Source organism: Caldisphaera sp. (assembly GCF_023256325.1).
In the GTDB taxonomy this organism is placed as follows: domain Archaea; phylum Thermoproteota; class Thermoprotei_A; order Sulfolobales; family Acidilobaceae; genus Caldisphaera.
In genome coordinates this window covers 36,358-53,516 of sequence record NZ_JAGDXI010000044.1, presented here as the reverse complement: position 1 = coordinate 53,516, position 17,159 = coordinate 36,358, and the positions used below count along the sequence as shown (strand labels likewise).

General features: G+C 31.1%; 17 protein-coding genes. 12 read left to right on the top strand and 5 right to left on the bottom strand.

What is annotated here, in order from left to right; translation table 11 throughout:
• Window positions 1-123: 123 nt before the first annotated feature.
• Complete coding sequence (locus Q0C16_RS06330) at window positions 124-1,659, bottom strand: glycosyltransferase (RefSeq protein ID WP_292320549.1); 1,536 nt, start codon at window positions 1,657-1,659, stop codon at window positions 124-126.
• Between the two features lie 164 nt (window positions 1,660-1,823).
• Here Q0C16_RS06330 and Q0C16_RS06325 point away from each other — a divergent pair, with 164 nt between their 5' ends.
• The 5 genes from Q0C16_RS06325 (at window position 1,824) to Q0C16_RS06305 (ending at window position 6,902) form a co-directional block, all read left to right on the top strand.
• Window positions 1,824-2,993 (top strand): glycosyltransferase family 39 protein, encoded by a 1,170-nt coding sequence (locus Q0C16_RS06325; RefSeq protein WP_292320547.1) that lies wholly within the window; start codon window positions 1,824-1,826, stop codon window positions 2,991-2,993.
• Window positions 2,968-3,741, top strand: a complete 774-nt coding sequence (locus Q0C16_RS06320) for a carbon-nitrogen hydrolase family protein (protein ID WP_292320723.1) — start codon at window positions 2,968-2,970, stop codon at window positions 3,739-3,741. Before Q0C16_RS06325 ends, Q0C16_RS06320 begins: the two co-directional genes overlap by 26 nt.
• 122 nt (window positions 3,742-3,863) lie before the next feature.
• Window positions 3,864-4,724, top strand: a complete 861-nt coding sequence (locus Q0C16_RS06315) for a hypothetical protein (RefSeq protein ID WP_292320545.1) — start codon at window positions 3,864-3,866, stop codon at window positions 4,722-4,724.
• A complete protein-coding gene (locus tag Q0C16_RS06310; protein ID WP_292320544.1) occupies window positions 4,699-5,613 on the top strand; it encodes a nucleotidyltransferase domain-containing protein in 915 nt (304 codons plus the stop codon). Before Q0C16_RS06315 ends, Q0C16_RS06310 begins: the two co-directional genes overlap by 26 nt.
• A gap of 113 nt (window positions 5,614-5,726) precedes the next feature.
• Window positions 5,727-6,902: a glycosyltransferase family 2 protein gene (locus Q0C16_RS06305; RefSeq protein ID WP_292320542.1), complete on the top strand. Its 1,176-nt coding sequence runs from the start codon at window positions 5,727-5,729 to the stop codon at window positions 6,900-6,902.
• A 37-nt stretch (window positions 6,903-6,939) separates the two neighbouring features.
• On the opposite strand, the gene Q0C16_RS06300 is transcribed toward Q0C16_RS06305, so the two are convergent.
• Window positions 6,940-7,278 (bottom strand): hypothetical protein, encoded by a 339-nt coding sequence (locus Q0C16_RS06300; protein ID WP_292320540.1) that lies wholly within the window; start codon window positions 7,276-7,278, stop codon window positions 6,940-6,942.
• Between the two features lie 86 nt (window positions 7,279-7,364).
• A complete protein-coding gene (gene hxlB, locus Q0C16_RS06295) occupies window positions 7,365-7,946 on the bottom strand; it encodes a 6-phospho-3-hexuloisomerase (RefSeq protein ID WP_367117925.1) in 582 nt (193 codons plus the stop codon).
• Window positions 7,947-8,249: 303 nt separating this feature from the next.
• Here hxlB and Q0C16_RS06290 point away from each other — a divergent pair, with 303 nt between their 5' ends.
• Window positions 8,250-8,957 carry an RNA methyltransferase gene (locus Q0C16_RS06290; RefSeq protein WP_292320536.1) on the top strand — a complete coding sequence of 236 codons (708 nt, stop codon included), beginning with the start codon at window positions 8,250-8,252 and terminating at the stop codon, window positions 8,955-8,957.
• Between the two features lie 40 nt (window positions 8,958-8,997).
• Here the strand turns inward: Q0C16_RS06290 and Q0C16_RS06285 are convergent, their stop codons facing one another.
• Complete coding sequence (locus Q0C16_RS06285) at window positions 8,998-10,809, bottom strand: ribosome biogenesis/translation initiation ATPase RLI (RefSeq protein ID WP_292320534.1); 1,812 nt, start codon at window positions 10,807-10,809, stop codon at window positions 8,998-9,000.
• 66 nt (window positions 10,810-10,875) lie between these two features.
• On the bottom strand, window positions 10,876-11,562 hold the full coding sequence (locus Q0C16_RS06280; RefSeq protein ID WP_292320532.1) for a metal-dependent hydrolase: 687 nt from the start codon (window positions 11,560-11,562) through the stop codon (window positions 10,876-10,878).
• Between the two features lie 74 nt (window positions 11,563-11,636).
• Between Q0C16_RS06280 and map the strand changes: the two genes are divergently transcribed.
• The 6 genes from map (at window position 11,637) to metG (ending at window position 16,974) form a co-directional block, all read left to right on the top strand.
• Window positions 11,637-12,551 (top strand): type II methionyl aminopeptidase, encoded by a 915-nt coding sequence (gene map / locus Q0C16_RS06275; protein ID WP_292320530.1) that lies wholly within the window; start codon window positions 11,637-11,639, stop codon window positions 12,549-12,551.
• A gap of 230 nt (window positions 12,552-12,781) precedes the next feature.
• Entirely contained in the window at window positions 12,782-13,897 is a 1,116-nt protein-coding gene (locus Q0C16_RS06270) for a DUF1512 domain-containing protein (protein ID WP_292320528.1), read from the top strand.
• The gene (locus tag Q0C16_RS06265) at window positions 13,894-14,199 is read left to right on the top strand and encodes a hypothetical protein (protein WP_292320526.1); all 306 of its coding nucleotides are present in this window, start codon (window positions 13,894-13,896) and stop codon (window positions 14,197-14,199) included. The genes Q0C16_RS06270 and Q0C16_RS06265 overlap by 4 nt, the downstream gene beginning before the upstream one ends.
• Window positions 14,200-14,478: 279 nt before the next feature.
• A complete protein-coding gene (locus Q0C16_RS06260; RefSeq protein ID WP_292320524.1) occupies window positions 14,479-14,745 on the top strand; it encodes a hypothetical protein in 267 nt (88 codons plus the stop codon).
• A 50-nt stretch (window positions 14,746-14,795) separates the two neighbouring features.
• Entirely contained in the window at window positions 14,796-15,146 is a 351-nt protein-coding gene (locus Q0C16_RS06255; protein WP_367117924.1) for a transcription factor S, read from the top strand.
• Between the two features lie 94 nt (window positions 15,147-15,240).
• Window positions 15,241-16,974 (top strand): methionine--tRNA ligase, encoded by a 1,734-nt coding sequence (metG, locus tag Q0C16_RS06250; protein WP_292320520.1) that lies wholly within the window; start codon window positions 15,241-15,243, stop codon window positions 16,972-16,974.
• Window positions 16,975-17,159 lie beyond the last annotated feature (185 nt).

Below are 17,159 nucleotides of genomic sequence, written 5' to 3'. Positions count from 1 at the left end.
ATAGTTCATTTTTAATTTTGTATTTCTTTACACTTTTTAAAAAAAGGTATTGTTTTCATTTTTGCTAAGGATATATATGAACTTGGTAAAAAAAATAAAATTAATAGAAAAGCTCTACAAAATTTATTCTAAATATAATTTATTTAAAACATTATTTATATCAACAAGCTTATACGTTTTTAAAGCATTTAGCTCCATTTGCTTGTATTCTTCTTTTCCATAAATTTTTATGGCATTTTCTAAATAATTTGAAAATTCTTCAAAATCTTTTTCATCTATTTCTTTTGCTGTTGGATCTGTATAGAAGTTTATTAAATCTCTGATATCTTGACCAAATAGCCATCCATTCTCTCCGTGTTTTATTACTTCAAGAGCCCCTCCATCTTTTGCACCAACAACGGGAACTCCGTTTGCTAGCGATTTCATATATGAAGTTCCGCAAGCTTCCCATCCAGAAAATGGTGTAAAAGTTTGTATGTCACTGCCTGATATGAAAGTTTTTGCATTTAAAGCATCATAGTTGTGTACATGAATCACATTGCTATATTTCTTAGATAGTTTTCTGAATTCTTTTAAATAGTTCATTCCTTCTTTATCGTTGGGATGCGCTTTTCCACCTATAACAAATATTGCTTCCTTGCTTAAGCTGCTTTCCTCAATAAATTTTGTTATAAAATATGGTCTTTTATATGATGTAAGTCTTCTCAGCCAAATTACTACTGGTTTATCATATATTTTAATATCAGGCTTATAGTTTTTTAGTAAGAATCCTAATTCTGTTTTGGATTTTATATGTGCTTCCCAAATATCTTCTTTTTCTATCTTTTCAATTTCTTTTGAATTAAGTAAGTTTTTAATATGATCACTAACCCATCTATTAAGGTTAACTCCATTTGTTACATGTGTTATCTTATCTTTATATTCATCAAAAACTTTTTTTGTTATTTCTTCATGTTTTGCTGAAACTGTATAAGATAAGACAGAATTTTCTAAACCAATTTTTGTAAGCGTTATAAATTCATCATTAGATTTATATCCAAATTCCTCAGATAATATTGGAGATGGATAAACAGGGTGCCCCCAAGGACCAGGCGTGTGCGTTGTAAACCTATAATTTTTGAAATCAGGTAAAGCGAGAGTTACCAAAGCTGTATATGCTTCTTGAAGATCTATATTTTTCACTCTTTCAATTCCTATCACATTTTTTATATAATATGCGACTGACTTTGCTAAAAATATGTATTTATAGATTTTCTCTTCATAGCTATTTTCTATATACAACCTATCGCAAAAGCCCCTGAAAAATTCTGGGCACATAGATTCAAAAAATACCACTTTGCTTATTCCTCTCTCATAAATCCATGGTCTAACAAATACATTTTTTGATTTTATTGTTATTTGGAACTCAGCTTCAGGCTTTAATATGGATTCTAGAGGGAATGGTTGTGATTGGGGCATAGGTATAGGATTATCATTTTCATCAAAGCTATAGTCCACATAGCCTTTTTTATATAAAATAGTAAGGACGTAGTATTTTAAATTTCTTGATGCGGCAGCATAAAACTTGTCCCCTTCTAATATGCCTAATCCACCTGCATAAGAATATATTTCATCTAGAGCTACTTCGGGCGTTACTGATATAATTACATCGTTTATCAATTATATTTCACCTTTTAACAAGATAAAATATTTCTTAACGGATTAATATTTGTTCACTTAAAATGCTTTATGAAAAACTTTTTAGTAAGATCGTTTTTTAATTCATTGCTTTTATCAGAATTAAGATTAAAATTTTAAGAGAACTAAAACTAATAGGGTTTAGGTTGAATTTAAATGAAAATACGATAAAGAAAATATCATTCATAATAGGTTTAGTCATAGTTTTAGGTTTCTCATATATGGTAGGCTCTTCAGCATATCATATAGCTTTAACAACAAGTGGCGGCGGTTACAACAATTCTTACATAAGCGATGAAATATACTATGTTGATAGCGCAAGAAGAATTTTAGTCAACGTGTTTGGTTATAAAGGCCAGTTATATCCATATAGCGGTGAAACTCAGTCCAATTATTACAACTTTGAACATCCACCTTTAGCTAAATACATAATTGCTTTATCTATGGTTATATTAGGAGATAAGCCAATAAATTGGAGAATACCAAGTGTGATATTAGCTTCCCTAATTCCCTTAATACTTTACCTAGGTTTATCTATTGGTAATGATATTAAATGGATTTTCTTGGGTATATTAGCGTCTCTTATTGCTTCATCTGATAAGATATTGATTGTAATGGGATCAGTTGCCTTATTAGATATATATGCTGCTTTCTTTTTAACAATAGCAATAGTGTTTGCATTTAGGAAAAACCTTTTATTATCTGCAGTATTTGTAGGATTAGCTTCCGCATCAAAAGAAACAGGTCTATTCGGAGTATTGGCTCTTATAATTTTATCATTTTCCCTTTATGGCAAGAAATTTTTAGCAATAAAGAAGATTGCAGAAATAATATTGATTGTTATAGTTGTTATTTTAATTTTTTATATACCTTTGTTTTATCACTTCGGGGTACTAAATATAATTCAGCAAACTATTGGTGGTTACAAATGGGATTTGCAAAGTAGACCTCCAGGACCTCCAACTAGCACACCGAGCGGATGGCTATTTAATGTTAATCCTTTTGTTTTATCATACTCTCCCTTATTAGAGGCAGATACAACTCCTATTATTGAAGTCCCTGCTATGGTTTCTGCTATAAGCATTTTTATTAGTTGCATCCTTTATAAAAGGAATTATTGTTATAGGGCAGGCGTAGTATTTTATATTTCTATATTCTTAGGATTTTGGATTGTTTATTTAGCTGGGAATCACACTCTTTATAGCTTTTATTCTGTAATATTAACACCTGCAGCAGCAATTACATTAGTGGAAGCAATTGATATGATTATGGGTGGGCTTATTGGAAAAAATGAAAATAACGTTAGTTCAGTTTAGAAGAAGACCTTTGGCAGAAGAAAATATATGGACTGCAATTTCCTTAGCTAAGAATGAAAAATCAGACTTGATTATTTTTAGTGAGAATTGGCTATCCAGTAGAGCCATTAATTTAGATGATTATATCTATTATATAGAAAAAATAGGAAATATCCTAGATTCAAATATACTTGGGGGAATTCAATATGTTAATGAAAGCGATTCAATTAAAAGCGTTGGAATATCATATATTAATAGAAAACCGGTAAGGATATGTGAGAAGATAAATCCATCTAAAGCAGTTGGAGAAAGAGAAATATTAGCTGGGGGAAAATATATAGCGCCTATAAAAGTATATGATTGGAAAATAGGTTGCATAGCATGTGTTGATATATTCTATCCTGAGATATCTAGGTTACATGCAATAAATATGGCAGACATAATATATAATCCAGCTAGTATTTCTGGTGAAAGCGTAAAACTTTGGCATTCAGTCCTTCAGACAAGAGCTGCAGAAAATGTGGTATATTCTATTGGAGTAAATAATACTAATACAATGTATCCAGATCAAAGAATAACGGCGGGCGAAAGCGTAGTTTTTAATCCTCATGGAGATAAGATTTTAGAATTAGGCAGCGAAGATACAGCAATAACTGTTTCATTAGATTATGATTATTTTGATTTTGTTAACAGGCGTTGGGCTTTTAGGGAGGACTTAATAAACAAGTATTCTAATATTTATAAATCGTTTTTCAAGGAAAATAATTAAAATAGCTTAATATTTTAAAACGTTTATAAAGTATAAATAATGAAGCTATATTCTTTAAGGTCACAATAGTCTATAATGGATGAGAGCTAGGTAACACTGTAAAAATATAAGGGAATGTAATAATGTTCGAAGGTTGGCATTTACTAACTAATAAGAATGGCAAAGAAATAATATGGATAGTTAAAGGTTATGAGCATCCAAAAGAAGGTTTTATATCAATACCATATAGGATATCAGGTAATAGAATTAAATCCGATGAATTTAGCAATTATATACCAAAAGAATACTATAGATATCTTGATTGCGTTGGTAGATATGTTCCTGTTGTAAAAAAAGATGACATCTTGAATTACTATGATCCAAAGGAGATGTATTTTAGCAAAAAGAATTCTTTGCCTGAAAAGATTAACGATCTTATAAAATATCTTAATCCAGAATATGTAGGATTAATAGGTAGTTATGCATTTGGGTTTCAAGTAAAGCATAGCGATGTTGATTTGCTTCTTTATGGTAATAATAGGGAAATTTATGAAAAGCTAATAGAATTAAGGAATAGTGAATTTATATCTAATTGTATTAATAGATATAATAAGGTATCTGATACAATGTCTTATAATAGCTATAAAATTCTATCAGAATTAAAAGTTTTGGATTCATGCTATATGAATATACCTTACACTATTAGGATATTAAGGCAGATTTATAATAAGGAGTGTGTAAGTAATTATAAGACTTTGAATATTTTTAAAGGAGAAATAGAGATATATGATAATAACGAAAACTATTTGGTACCAAGCATTTATTTAGCGTACAACGAAAACTACGGTAAAATTGAAATTATGACATGGCATACCAGGTATTCTGAATTACCTTTAGGTAAATATATTATAGAAGGAATCATTCAATTGGATCTAAAAAGAAATAAACTCATTATTGTTCCTGATTTAGGTGGAAGAATTGATCCAATCAAGATATGGGCATGACTCTACTATAATAACGAAAGATTTATTGGTTGCTGTAGAAATTGGAATAAAGTCGCCTGATGGGCTAATACCAGTTATACCTAAATATATTAATTGTGAAAATAGTAAATGGAAAAGAAAAAAAATAAGTTTTTGTAGAATACTTTCAGAATATGGCCCTTATGGCATAAGCAATGCTATAAAAAACTCAAAAATTAAAATGATATATGATCCGGCGTATAAAATAATGATGCCATATGTTAGACAAGAAGATATAATGATTTATAATAATCCTAAAGACGCTTTTATAGAGAACTTTATTAATTCCTATAGATATGTAGAAAGCTTACCCCTATTTGAATTAATTAAAGATCTTGATATAACACAGATAGGCATTACGGGCTCATATTCATTAGGTATGCAGTATGAGGAATCTGATATGGATTTGGTAATTTATGGAGAAAAAAATGTCGAGTTAATTTACAATAAATTCATTAATAATACGAATATTATAGAATGTAAAAACGAATTCGGAGGAGTAATAATTGAAGGCCCATGTACTTCTTGGAGGAGAGGTTCTTATAAGGGTATGGCATACAGTTGGACCGGAGTTCCTAATGAAATAGCATATCACTGTGATCCAATTAAAAACTACAACAAAATAACAATACCATATAAAATAGAAAATTTAAATGTTTATATACCAAAAGGACAAATTGGTGGGCTTTTATATCCTCCATGCGTAAAAGATAGTAACGGGAGGTATATAATATCATTTGAATTTAATGCTGGTTATTTATTATATAATGGAGGTTACATAAATATTTCAGGACTCTCTGATGAGAAGACTATAGTTATAGGTACAAGAGAATTTCCAGGAAAAATAAGTGCTGTTAAATCAAAACCATAAGTTATTTATTGTTAACCCCCCGGTTAACAATACGAAAATCAATAATTTTTATATTAGATATCAGGAAGAAAGCTTTTTTATTGAAAAATATAAATTTTTATAAGGTGTAAAGTTTGACTATAGAAAACGTTATTCAAGTAATCAAGGATACTGAAGTTGCAACAAATAACGCCTTTTCAGCTTCGCCTTATTTAAAATATGCTGTAGCAGCTGACTGGACTGCTATTTCAGCATATGCAATAGTTTTAATAATTACGTTAACGCTATATAGCTCAAAAAAGGAAAAAGAAAGGGCCTACAATGTTGCTTTAGTTATTGTTAGTATAGCAAGCAAGAAAGTAAAAAATGTTTTATATAAAAATATATCATATCATAAAAAATTAAAGATTCCTATGTATTTGGTTATAGATGAAGGGGCAGAGCTACAAGAGGACCTTTCTAAAAATAAAGATATAAACCTTGTTATTGTTCCTAAATCATTTAGGCATGATTTATTCGGTAAAGGTCGTGCCCTAAGATACTTTGTTGAAAATTTTGTTAAACCAGATTTTTGGTATGTATTTCTTGATGATGATAATTTAATATTGAACAATACTTTTCTATATGAAATACCATATTATGAGAAGAAAGGATACGTTGCGTTTAATCCAGTATTATTGCCTAGAAAAGGAAAATCCTACATGGCCTATATTATGGACTTTGCAAGGTATCTTGATGACATATCATTTTTTAGGTTTTTCACGGGACTTATTAAAAAGCCTTATGTTGGTTTACACGGTGAGCTTTTGGGAGTTAAAGGCTCTTTTTTACTTGAAGTAAATGCTTTTAATAAACCAAGTAAAGTTGAAGATTTTCTTTTCTCTATAGATGTTGTTAAAAATAATGGGAAGACATGGCAAAGTAATACAAAGGTCAGCATTTTGAGCCCGAATTCAATAAAGGATTTAATAAAACAGAGGGCAAGATGGTATTCAGGTATGACAGAAGATTCTAGATACGCTCCAATAACAATGAGAATAATAATAGCTATTAAAACTTTTTCTAGAACTTTGGGATTAATAGGTTTATGGATATTATTGCCTTTTGTGAATTATTATGTTGTTGCATTAATTTTAATACCAAGCAGTTTAGTTTACTGGCTTGTCTATATTTATGGAGTAAAGAAATCTGGGAAATTTAGGTATATAATAACTTTGCCAATATTTGGTTTGCTTGAGGGTTTTGGCTTAATATATGGACTAACAAGAATTGGAAAGAGAGAATTTATAGTTATAGATAAAACTATTTGACACAATCAAAATTTTTTAAACAATAATAAAAATTATGTTATTTTAAAAGTTCTATAGCTTTTTTAAGAGCTTCATTTTTTGAGTTTGTGTCATTGCTTGTACATGCTTCAACAACATACGCTAGAATCTTATATATGTTTATAATTTCATTACCTTGAGCTTTTACTGTAGTATCTATATTTTTAACATTTGCCGATAGAGAATCAACCAATAGCTCTAAAACCGATACTATGTCCTCGACATTTTCATGTTCATGATGATGTTCATGAACGTGCTCGTGTTCGTGCTCTTCCTCAACTTCTTCAACTATTTTATCCAAATCTTCTTTCTTCTTTGGTAATTCCATTCTTCTTCTTTCGCTACTCAATTTAAGCACCTATATGTCTTTCAATTAATTTGAATCCAGTGAGGATATTAATTTTTTCCTTAATTAATAAAAAATAAATATTTTTTTAAAAAATACTAAAATTCAATGTTCGCATGTCTACTGCGCATCTCATCTTCGCTGATGTTGAGTTTAGTCATTAGGCTATAAACAATTCCATCTAAAAATATCATCGTCGTGTCTTCAAACAGAGTTCCTAAAGGAGCTAGAGGTTCATGTAATCCCAATATTTGCCTTGCAAAATAGTCATCCATTTTGCTTATTTTTGATCTTCCCGGTATTTTTACTACCATGTCAGCAATGCTACCAAGAGGGGAATCAGGATAAGTTGTTAATGCAATAACTTTTGACCCTACTTTCTTTGCGGCATCAGCAGCATCAACAATTAATTGTGTTCTTCCTGAACCAGAAATTGCTATAGCAAGATCTCCTTTTGTAATACTTGGTACTATAGTTTCTCCTAAAACATATGAGTTAAAGCCCATATGAAGTAATCTCATAGCAAAAGCCTTGCCAACCAAGCCGCTTCTTCCAGCACCCATAACAAGTACTTTGGATTTCTTATTATATGCCTCAATAAGCATGTTCACAAGGTTATCAATTTCTTTTACATCAATTACTTCAGCTGCTTTTATAACAAAGTTGGCTATCTCTTTCATTGCTAGCAATGCAGCATGGTTTTCATTATTCAAAGAAGTCACCAATTAATTATAGTTAGACAAGATTATAAGTTTTTATTTTATATTTTATAGGTTTTTTAATTCAATATAAACCATGAAAGTTGTTTAAAAATGATTTCGAATCAATTAAATCAATTTAAAATTAATAATATATTTTATTTTTGATAAAGTCTTTTTAATATAAAATTAGAAAAGAGAACTTATTGTTTTATGGCTAAAAGACAATAATTATTTGTAATAGAAAAATAAACCAAGACTATAATAACAATTATAGGAGCTAAAATGAAATTACTAAGGCTAGTAATAGTTGGAATAGAAGGCTCAGTAAATTTAGGATACTTGTTAAGGTTAGCGGAGAACTTTGATGTTGACGAAATTTATTTAGTGTCACCAACAGCAAGTGCTTATGAGGCATCTAAATGGGCAGTAAAAGCATCTAATGAAATATACAATTTAATAATAGTTGATAGCATTGAGAAAGCATTAGAAGGAGTTGATTTGTCTATATGCACATCTGACGAAAGTTCAGCCAAAGATGTTCTTAGGATACCAATTACTCCTAAGAAAGCTTCAGAGCTTGCAGAAAAAGTAAGTAATAGGGTAGCCTTAGTATTAGGTAGAGAGAGTGTAGGTTTAACTAGGGATGAATTAAAAAAATGTGATTTATTATGCACCATACCATCTTCTCATAAATATACAGCGTTAAACGTATCAAACGCCGGTGCAATTATGCTTTACGAGCTTTATTTGATAAAAAATAGGCCTTCAGAAGTAGAGCTTGCTGACAAGAAGACTGTAAATTTGATAGAGGCTTATGCTAGAGCCTTAGTTGGTGATTCATTTGAGCAAAACGAACTAGAAGATATACTAATAGCTCTTAGAAAAGCTGTATCTAAGACGGAAAAAGGAGAGGCTACTAGGATATTAAAATTAATAAGTAGAATATGCTTAAAATATGGGTGTAAAGATAAACTGCAATATAAAGAATAAGATATAATAAGTGATTTATTTTTATTATAATTGCGTGAGATTATGTAGCATAATACTCTTCTTTTGTTTTTTGCAGTCTATCTAAGTATGAGCCTTCCTTATTTATTCTGGGCCTTCCACTTTCAGCGTCTCTTCTAATAGTTATCTTCAGTTCAGATAAAAGCTCGTTCATTGCTTTCTTTGTTTCCTTAGGTGTATTAGCATGTCCATGCATGCCAGGCTCTCCATTAAATACAATAATTCTATCGCTTATAAAATCTAGGATTATTATATCATGCTCTGCAACAAATGCTGTAACTTTTCTAATTTCCGTTAATCTTCTTATTATCTTTCCTATTGCGAGCCTTTCTTCTACATCTAAGTGGGCTGAAGGCTCGTCTAGCAAATATAGATCTGCGTTTGAACTTAAAGTTGCTGCAATTGCTAGCTTCTGCATTTCACCACCGCTCAATGATCTTGCTTCTCTATCAAACATTCTATTTAGATTTAACTTTTGTATTAATTCTAAATAAAGCCAAGAATTTGGGATTATGGCTTCAGGGTTAGCTAACTTTAAAACATCTTCAACTCTTAAACCTTCTGGAAACATTTCTGGACCTATGTATTGTGGCTTATAGCTTATTTTTAATTCTCTATAAGCTATAATATTTCCGTTTTCAGGTTTTAATTCTCCCGCTAAGAACTTTATAAAAGTTGTTTTTCCTATAGCATTAGGCCCAACTACTCCTACTACTTCTCCATTTGTTACATATCCTGCTTCAACATCAAGCTTGAAAGAACCTCTAACAATATTTACATTATCCCATTCTAAATATTTGTAAGTTTTACTATTAGTGTTTGTTATTGATTCAGATGCAAGCTTTCTGAACTGTATTGGATCTTTCCTTATCCTCATATTTTCTGATGGTAAATAACCATCTAAATAGTTATTTATTCCTACTCTAACTCCATACGGCTTTGATACTATTCCGTAAACACCTGGATCTCCATATATAATATGTATATAATCACTCAGATAGTCTAAAACAGCAAGATCGTGCTCTACTATCATAAAATATTTGTTTCTCTTGGCTTCATTCATTATTAGTTTAGATATATTTATCCTTTCTTTTACGTCAAGATAGCTGCTAGGTTCGTCAAATATGTAAATGTCTGCATCCTTGCTTAAAGTAGCTGCTATTAAAAGCTTTTGAAGCTCTCCTCCACTTAGATTTCTGACATCTCTATCAAATATTTTATCCAAACCTAATTGTTTTCCTAATTCTAAAGCTACACCTCTTTCATCAGCCTTTTGTAATAAAGTTTTTACATCACCCTTTATGTGTCTAGGAACTAAATCTATATACTGTATTTTATGGGCAGCTCTGATTTTTTTATTAGCAATTTTTTGAAAATATGTTTGGAGCTCACTTCCTCTAAACCTTCTTATTATTTCATCGTAGCTAACCTCTTTATCAAGTATACCAAGATTAGGTTTTAACTCTCCAGCAAGTATTTTTATTGCAGTTGTTTTACCTGTACCATTTTTTCCTAGTATGCCGACAACTTGTCCAGCTTTAGGTATAGGTAAACCATACAATTTAAATCCATTAACACCATATCTATGAACGGACTCTTCTTCTAGCTCTTCTGGCAAATTAACTATAGATATAGCTTCAAATGGACAGACTTTAATGCATAACCCACAGCCAATGCATACATCTTCATATATTACCGGCTTTCCTCTGGAAGATGTGTCAGCCTCTATTGCAACTCCTTTTTTGCTTTTGTTTATTGGACAGACACTAATGCATTCATAGTTACATTTCTTTGGCTTACAGCTATCATCATCGATTACTGCAATTCTAGTCATTTTTTGCACCTAGTCATTTTGCACAATTTAAAAAGAAATGAAAGGTTTTAAAATTATGCAGGTTGTTTAAAACTTGAACTCAAACTTTTCTCCAGGTTTCAATATAACTACATTTGTATTTATTCCCTTAGAAATAACTATTCTCTTAAATTCATTAGGATCTCCATATAATACTGGAAAAGTCCCATAATGCATAGGTATAGCAACTTTTGGTCTTATCATTTCTACAGCTTTTGCCGCTTCGTTATGGTCCATAGTGAAATGACCCCCTATGGGAAGCAATGCTATATCAGGTTTGTAAATCTCTCCAATAAGCTCCATCTCGGACATTATTCCTGTATCGCCTGCATGATATATAGTACCTTCATTAGTAATAATTACTGCACCTGTTGGAGATCCAAAACCTTCACTGCTATGATTTGCTGGAACTAAAGCAACTTTTATATTATCTACAATCATAGGACCTCCCATATTTCCTCCTATTACCCTATTTTCATCATTTATTTTGCTAGCAATATAATTCGCAAGTTCAAATATCGCGACTACTTTTGATTTAGGATTATTTTTCACGATTTCTATAGTATCACCAATATGATCATCATGACCGTGGGTTAAGACTATTACATCAACATTTTTTATGTTTTCGATTTTTGTATTTGAAGCAGGATTGGATATCCATGGGTCTATCAATATTTTCTTTCCTCCTGAATTTATCTCAAAAGCTGAGTGACCATAATAGACTAAGCTACCCAAATCTACTCACCTGTTATTCTGTATAATATGCGAGAATATTAGGTTTAACCTATTATTGGCACTTGGGGGAGATAATGTTTAGTAATGAAGAAATAGAAAAATTAATTAAGGCTGGTGCAATAGGAGCTGAAGCAAGAGAATTAGGGGCTTCATTGATAAAACCTGGTGCGAGCTCAAGAGAAATATGTGACGAAGTTGAAAACTCTATTATGAAGAAAGGTGCAAAGCTTGCTTTTCCATGTAATTTGTCAATCAATGAAATAGCTGCTCATTATACGCCAGGTATAAATGATGATATGAAGATTCCAGATATTGGAGTAATAAAAGTAGATGTAGGAGCTAGTATTGATGGATATCTATCTGATACTGCAACTACTGTTGTTTTGGGATCGCAATTTAAAGAACTTGCATTAACAGTTAATAAGGCATTAGAAAATGTGGTTTCTATAATGGAGCCTAATATAACTATATATGAAATAGGGAGAGCAATAGAGTCTACAATTAGAACTAATGGATTTAAACCTATAAAAAATTTAACAGGTCATACAATTTCAAGGTATAATTTACACGCTGGAGAAAGCATACCTAATTATGCGGACAGAAGCACATTTTATAAAAGATTAAGGCCAGGGACTCAAGTAGCTATAGAACCTTTTGGTACTTTTGGAAAGGGATTTGTAGTCGATGGACCTAAGGCGTATATTTATTCATTAACCGGAAGGAAGCCAAAATCTATATCTGAAGATGCTCAACAATTGTTAAATTATATACAAGAAAAATACAACACGCTTCCATTTGCAGCTAGATGGCTTACATCTGAATTTGAAGCTTCAAAAGTTGAAACTTTATTAAATGAATTAGTAAGGCAAAAAGCCTTAGTCAATTACCCAATACTTATTGAAGCGGGAAAAGGTTTAGTGGCACAATTTGAGCACACTTTCCTAATTCTTGATAATAAAGTTATTGTTACAACGTTATTGAAACAATAGCATTTTGATTAAAATGCTTTTATTAAACTTCTAAGGATATAAACAATTTCTTTCGTTTATATTTAAAATCAAGATTTAAACTTTATTATAACTCTTGAGATTTCAGAGCTCCCGCTTTATTCAATGTAAAAATTTAGATTTCCTTACTCTATAATGTTTTTAATATTTGTTATAATCTTTAAGCTCTGGATAAAAATAAAATTGTGGGGGCAAAAGGTACGGTGAGCTAAGTGGTAGGAATTGCTGCAGTAGAAAATTGGGTTTACTTGCTGATTAACATAGTTTGGGTATTAATATTTGTATTATACCTATTCGGTTTCGGAAATTACCTACAAGTCTATTGGTGGAAGGCAGATATAAAAAACAAATTAGCAGTTTTAAATGATATGGCTAATAGTGCAAGAAATAAAACATTAGAGTTTATGAACAAAAATAAAGCTAAAGATGCTTCCAAAACATTAGATAGGCTTATTGACTTTTTTGCTATAGATCCAGTTAATATTGAGCCCACAGATATAATAAATAGATTAAGACATATAATAAATCTCAGAGATACCAAATTCAAACAAACCTTTGAAATTTCAATGCCTGAAGCAAATGATGTAGCTAGAAGTATTGCTTCCACGGCTGCAGAGATCTCTTCTGCTCTATTTTTAATATATAAATATGTTCAGCATATATTGTTGAGCAGCGACAAAACTAAAAATTGGTATATGATAATGTATTTATCATTGATGATGCCTCAAATCATGCAAATTGCCAATATATATAGGAAAGCATTAGACGATTTTCTTGAGGGGGTTCCTGTAGGTGATGGTGCAGGTCCTATTGTTGCACTTAAATTAAGTAATTATAAGAAAGAATGGAGAGAAATAGATGAAGATACAGTTATGGCAGAAAGTGAATATAATGGAAGGAAAATATTGCTTGTTAAAGCGAAAGGTCCAGGATCTACGGTGGGAAGACCAGGAGAGGCTACAGCTAAAGTAATTAAGGAATCTCTTGCTAAAGGAGAAAAAGTTTCTTTATTAATAACTGTGGATGCTGCATTAAAATTTGAAGGAGAAGAAACAGGTACTATAGCAGAAGGAGTAGGAGCAGCAATTGGGGACCCAGGCCCTGAAAAAATAATGTTTGAAAGAATAGCAGCTGAATACAATATACCATTAAGAGCGGTTATAGTTAAAATGGGTATGGATGAAGCAATAATGGCTATGGATAAGAAAATATTGGATGGAACGGACAAAGCTGTTGAAAGAGTAAAGCAAATTATAGAAGAAGAATCAAGACCAGGAGATACAGTAGTTATAGCTGGAATTGGTAATACGGCAGGTGTAGGTCAATGAGCGGCATTTTTAATACTAGTTTTTATTATCAAGCCATATTGTTGTTAGTTGTACTTATAATAGTTATTCTATTAACATTTAGGCAGGCTAACGAATTAAGAAAAATGGCTGAAATGCAAAAAAGACCAAAGTTTGTTACAGTAGAAGATTGTAACGGAATGATAACAACTAGGGATTTCAGGCAAGGGGATTTTGTAGGATTAATTGAAGGACCTTGCGATAACAATGGCAACATAAGAAAAATAGTTGGCATTTATGCTATTAAAGAAGAAAAGCAGAAAAAGGGTTCCAGATTTCTGTAATTAGTTTTTATTAAAAGGCTTTAAAATTATTACTTAGGCCTTAGATTATTATGCTATCAGTTTTGGGCAAACTATTAATATATGAATAAGGGAAGAATTTAAATTTTCAGTAAAATTAAAAACTTAAATAAAAACATAATTAAGAACAGTATACGAGAGCATGGGAAAAGGAAACTCTTTCATAATTTAGTAAGGTTGATCTATTTAATAGGCTTGATATAAAATGTTTGCAGAGGTATAATAATTTAATACCCCTCTCAAATAGTATAGATTAGGATCATGGCGATAAACTTGAGGATTACATTATCTTGGGAATATTGTGACATTTGTAAAAGAAGGGTAGCAACAAGCAATTGCAGGATAGATAGCAAAGAATTTATAAGAGTATGCCCTTACTGCAAAGCTTTACTCTCAGATATAATAGATTGCGGAGATAAAACAGCCAAAAAGTATCAAAGAAGGTCAACAATTAAAAATAGTAAAGGCATTAATGAAACGCTCTTAGAGAATATAGATAGATATTTAAAGAATACAAAAAGGAGTTAATAATTGCAAAATACAATAGATTGGGGGCGAGGTAAGTGGTGCAGAGTTCAATGATGTTTTGCCCAAAATGTGGAAGTATAATGAAGCCAAAACATATAGAAGGCAAAACGTATCTAGTTTGCCCAAAATGTGGATATAAAATAGAAGCCGATCAAAATAGCTTGTCGAATGCTTTAAAGGTAAAAGAAAAGATTCAGCACACTCCTAAAGATAAGACCATAGTTATTGACTCCGATTCTCCACCTCCGACAGCACAGGTATTAAAGGGTAGTATAAGATGTCCTAAGTGCGGTAATGATGAAATATTGGCTTGGATGATGCAAACAAGAGCTGCAGATGAGCCTCCAACAAGATTTTATAAATGTAAAAAATGTGGATATACTTGGAGGGAATATGCTTAACAGTTAAATAAAACCTAGATCTTAAATGTAATTACTAATAAAGCTTTATATTTAGCGTATATTAAGTAGTTTTGAGCCAAGCAGGTGAGGAGAAATGAAATACATTGTTGCATCAGCATGGCCATATTCAGATTTCATTCCACATTTAGGAACTGTTCTTCATTTATTAAGCGCAGATGTATATGCAAGGTATCTTAAAGCATTAGGAAATGATGTCATATTTGTTACAGGCAGCGATGAGCATGGAACTCCAATAGAATTAGAAGCAAGGAAAAGAAAAGTTAAACCTAAAGAATTAACTGATCAAGTTCACGAATACATGGTAAATTTATTTAAAGAGTTCAATTTTGATTTCAGTTTATTCTCAAGAACAGAAAGTGAGGTTCATAAAGAATTCGTTAAAGAATTTTTAATGAAAATTTATGAAAAGGGTTATATTTTTCCAATGGAAGAGGAGCTTCCTTATTGTTTAAATGATAAAATGTTTTTGCCAGATAGATATGTTGTAGGAACATGCCCTTATTGCGGATTTGATCAAGCTCATGGCGATCAATGTGATAAATGCGGTAGGTTATTATCACCTAAAGATTTGATAAACCCTAGGTGTGCTTTATGTGGATCAACTCCTGTTTGGATGAGGACAAAAAATTACTTTATAGATTTATCTAAGGTTCAAGAGAGATTACTTAACTGGCTTATTAATAATAGTGAATTGGATGATAATGTTAAAAATTATAGTATATCATGGGTAAAGCATGGATTGAAGCCGAGAAGCATAACAAGAGATATAAATTGGGGTATAGAATCTCCTTTTCCGGATACTCAAAATAAAACTATTTATGTATGGTTTGACGCTCTTTTAGGTTATTTAAGTGCAACTAAAGAATATTTAATGAAAATCGGGAAAGGAAATGATGCATGGAAAGATTATTGGCAAGACAAAGAAACCAAATCCATATATTTTATAGGAAAAGACAACATACCTTTTCACGCTATTGTGCTGCCCGCCATGTTAATTGCATCAGAGGAAGATTACATCCTTCCATGGAAAATAAATTCTACCGAATATCTGATGTATGAAGGCCAAAAATTCAGTAAGAGTAGGAAAATAGGTGTATGGCTTGATGAGGCTATAAATATAGCACCGGCAGAATATTGGAGATGGGTATTAATTAGAACTAGGCCTGAAGGAGGAGATTCTAATTTCACCTGGAAGGAATTTGTAAAAATAGTAAACAATGAATTAAATGATGATATTGGTAATTTTATTTATAGAGTATTTTCTTTATTGAAATCAAGATTTAATGGCGTCATACCTGAACCAGAAAAACTAGAAGGTATAGATATCGAAACAAATAAAATCGTCTATTCCTATATAAACGAATATAAACAAAGTTTGGATGAAGTTAGGCTTAAAAAAGCAACAGATAGCATTTTATCAATAGCAAGACTTGGAAACAAATATCTTAACGATAGAGCTCCGTGGGAGTTATATCGCAAAGACATTAAACTTGCAAAGGGGGTTATGAACGTTTCTGCTAATATTATAAAGAATATATCGTTGCTTTTATATCCATTTATGCCTTCAACTTCCAATATCATTTGGAAGCAATTGGGTTATAGCACAAATATATATGAAGTTAAATGGAATGAAATTCTATACAATGATGTAGAATTTGGAATGAAATTAAATGAAATTGAACCAATTTTTAAGAAATTACCAGATAACTTTTTAGATAACATAGATAATATAATAAAGAAAGCGAGAGAGGAAGCAAATTCAAAGAGACCACATTTGTTGAAGGAAATCAACATAGCTAAATCTTAATAAATAATATATAAAAGCATATGATACCGACTAAATATTAGCGGTATGATGACGTGGGCAACCAATGATGGAGGGATGAAATACCTAGTCTCACTCTGACCGCAAATGTTTGTAAAATACGCTAATACTTTCTGAATTTTTTTATTTTAAATTGAAAACTGTTACAAAAAGTAAAATTTTATATC

What these genes read in the sequence shown, in the direction of transcription:
- Q0C16_RS06265 (WP_292320526.1), top strand. Translation starts at nt 13,894, where the DNA reads ATGAGCGGCATTTTTAATACTAGTTTTTATTATCAAGCCATATTGTTG.
- hxlB (WP_367117925.1), bottom strand. Translation starts at nt 7,946, where the DNA reads ATGAAAGAGATAGCCAACTTTGTTATAAAAGCAGCTGAAGTAATTGAT.
- Q0C16_RS06255 (WP_367117924.1), top strand. Translation starts at nt 14,796, where the DNA reads ATGATGTTTTGCCCAAAATGTGGAAGTATAATGAAGCCAAAACATATA.
- Q0C16_RS06285 (WP_292320534.1), bottom strand. Translation starts at nt 10,809, where the DNA reads ATGACTAGAATTGCAGTAATCGATGATGATAGCTGTAAGCCAAAGAAA.
- Q0C16_RS06260 (WP_292320524.1), top strand. Translation starts at nt 14,479, where the DNA reads ATGGCGATAAACTTGAGGATTACATTATCTTGGGAATATTGTGACATT.
- Q0C16_RS06315 (WP_292320545.1), top strand. Translation starts at nt 3,864, where the DNA reads ATGTTCGAAGGTTGGCATTTACTAACTAATAAGAATGGCAAAGAAATA.
- map (WP_292320530.1), top strand. Translation starts at nt 11,637, where the DNA reads ATGTTTAGTAATGAAGAAATAGAAAAATTAATTAAGGCTGGTGCAATA.
- Q0C16_RS06290 (WP_292320536.1), top strand. Translation starts at nt 8,250, where the DNA reads ATGAAATTACTAAGGCTAGTAATAGTTGGAATAGAAGGCTCAGTAAAT.
- metG (WP_292320520.1), top strand. Translation starts at nt 15,241, where the DNA reads ATGAAATACATTGTTGCATCAGCATGGCCATATTCAGATTTCATTCCA.
- Q0C16_RS06320 (WP_292320723.1), top strand. Translation starts at nt 2,968, where the DNA reads ATGAAAATAACGTTAGTTCAGTTTAGAAGAAGACCTTTGGCAGAAGAA.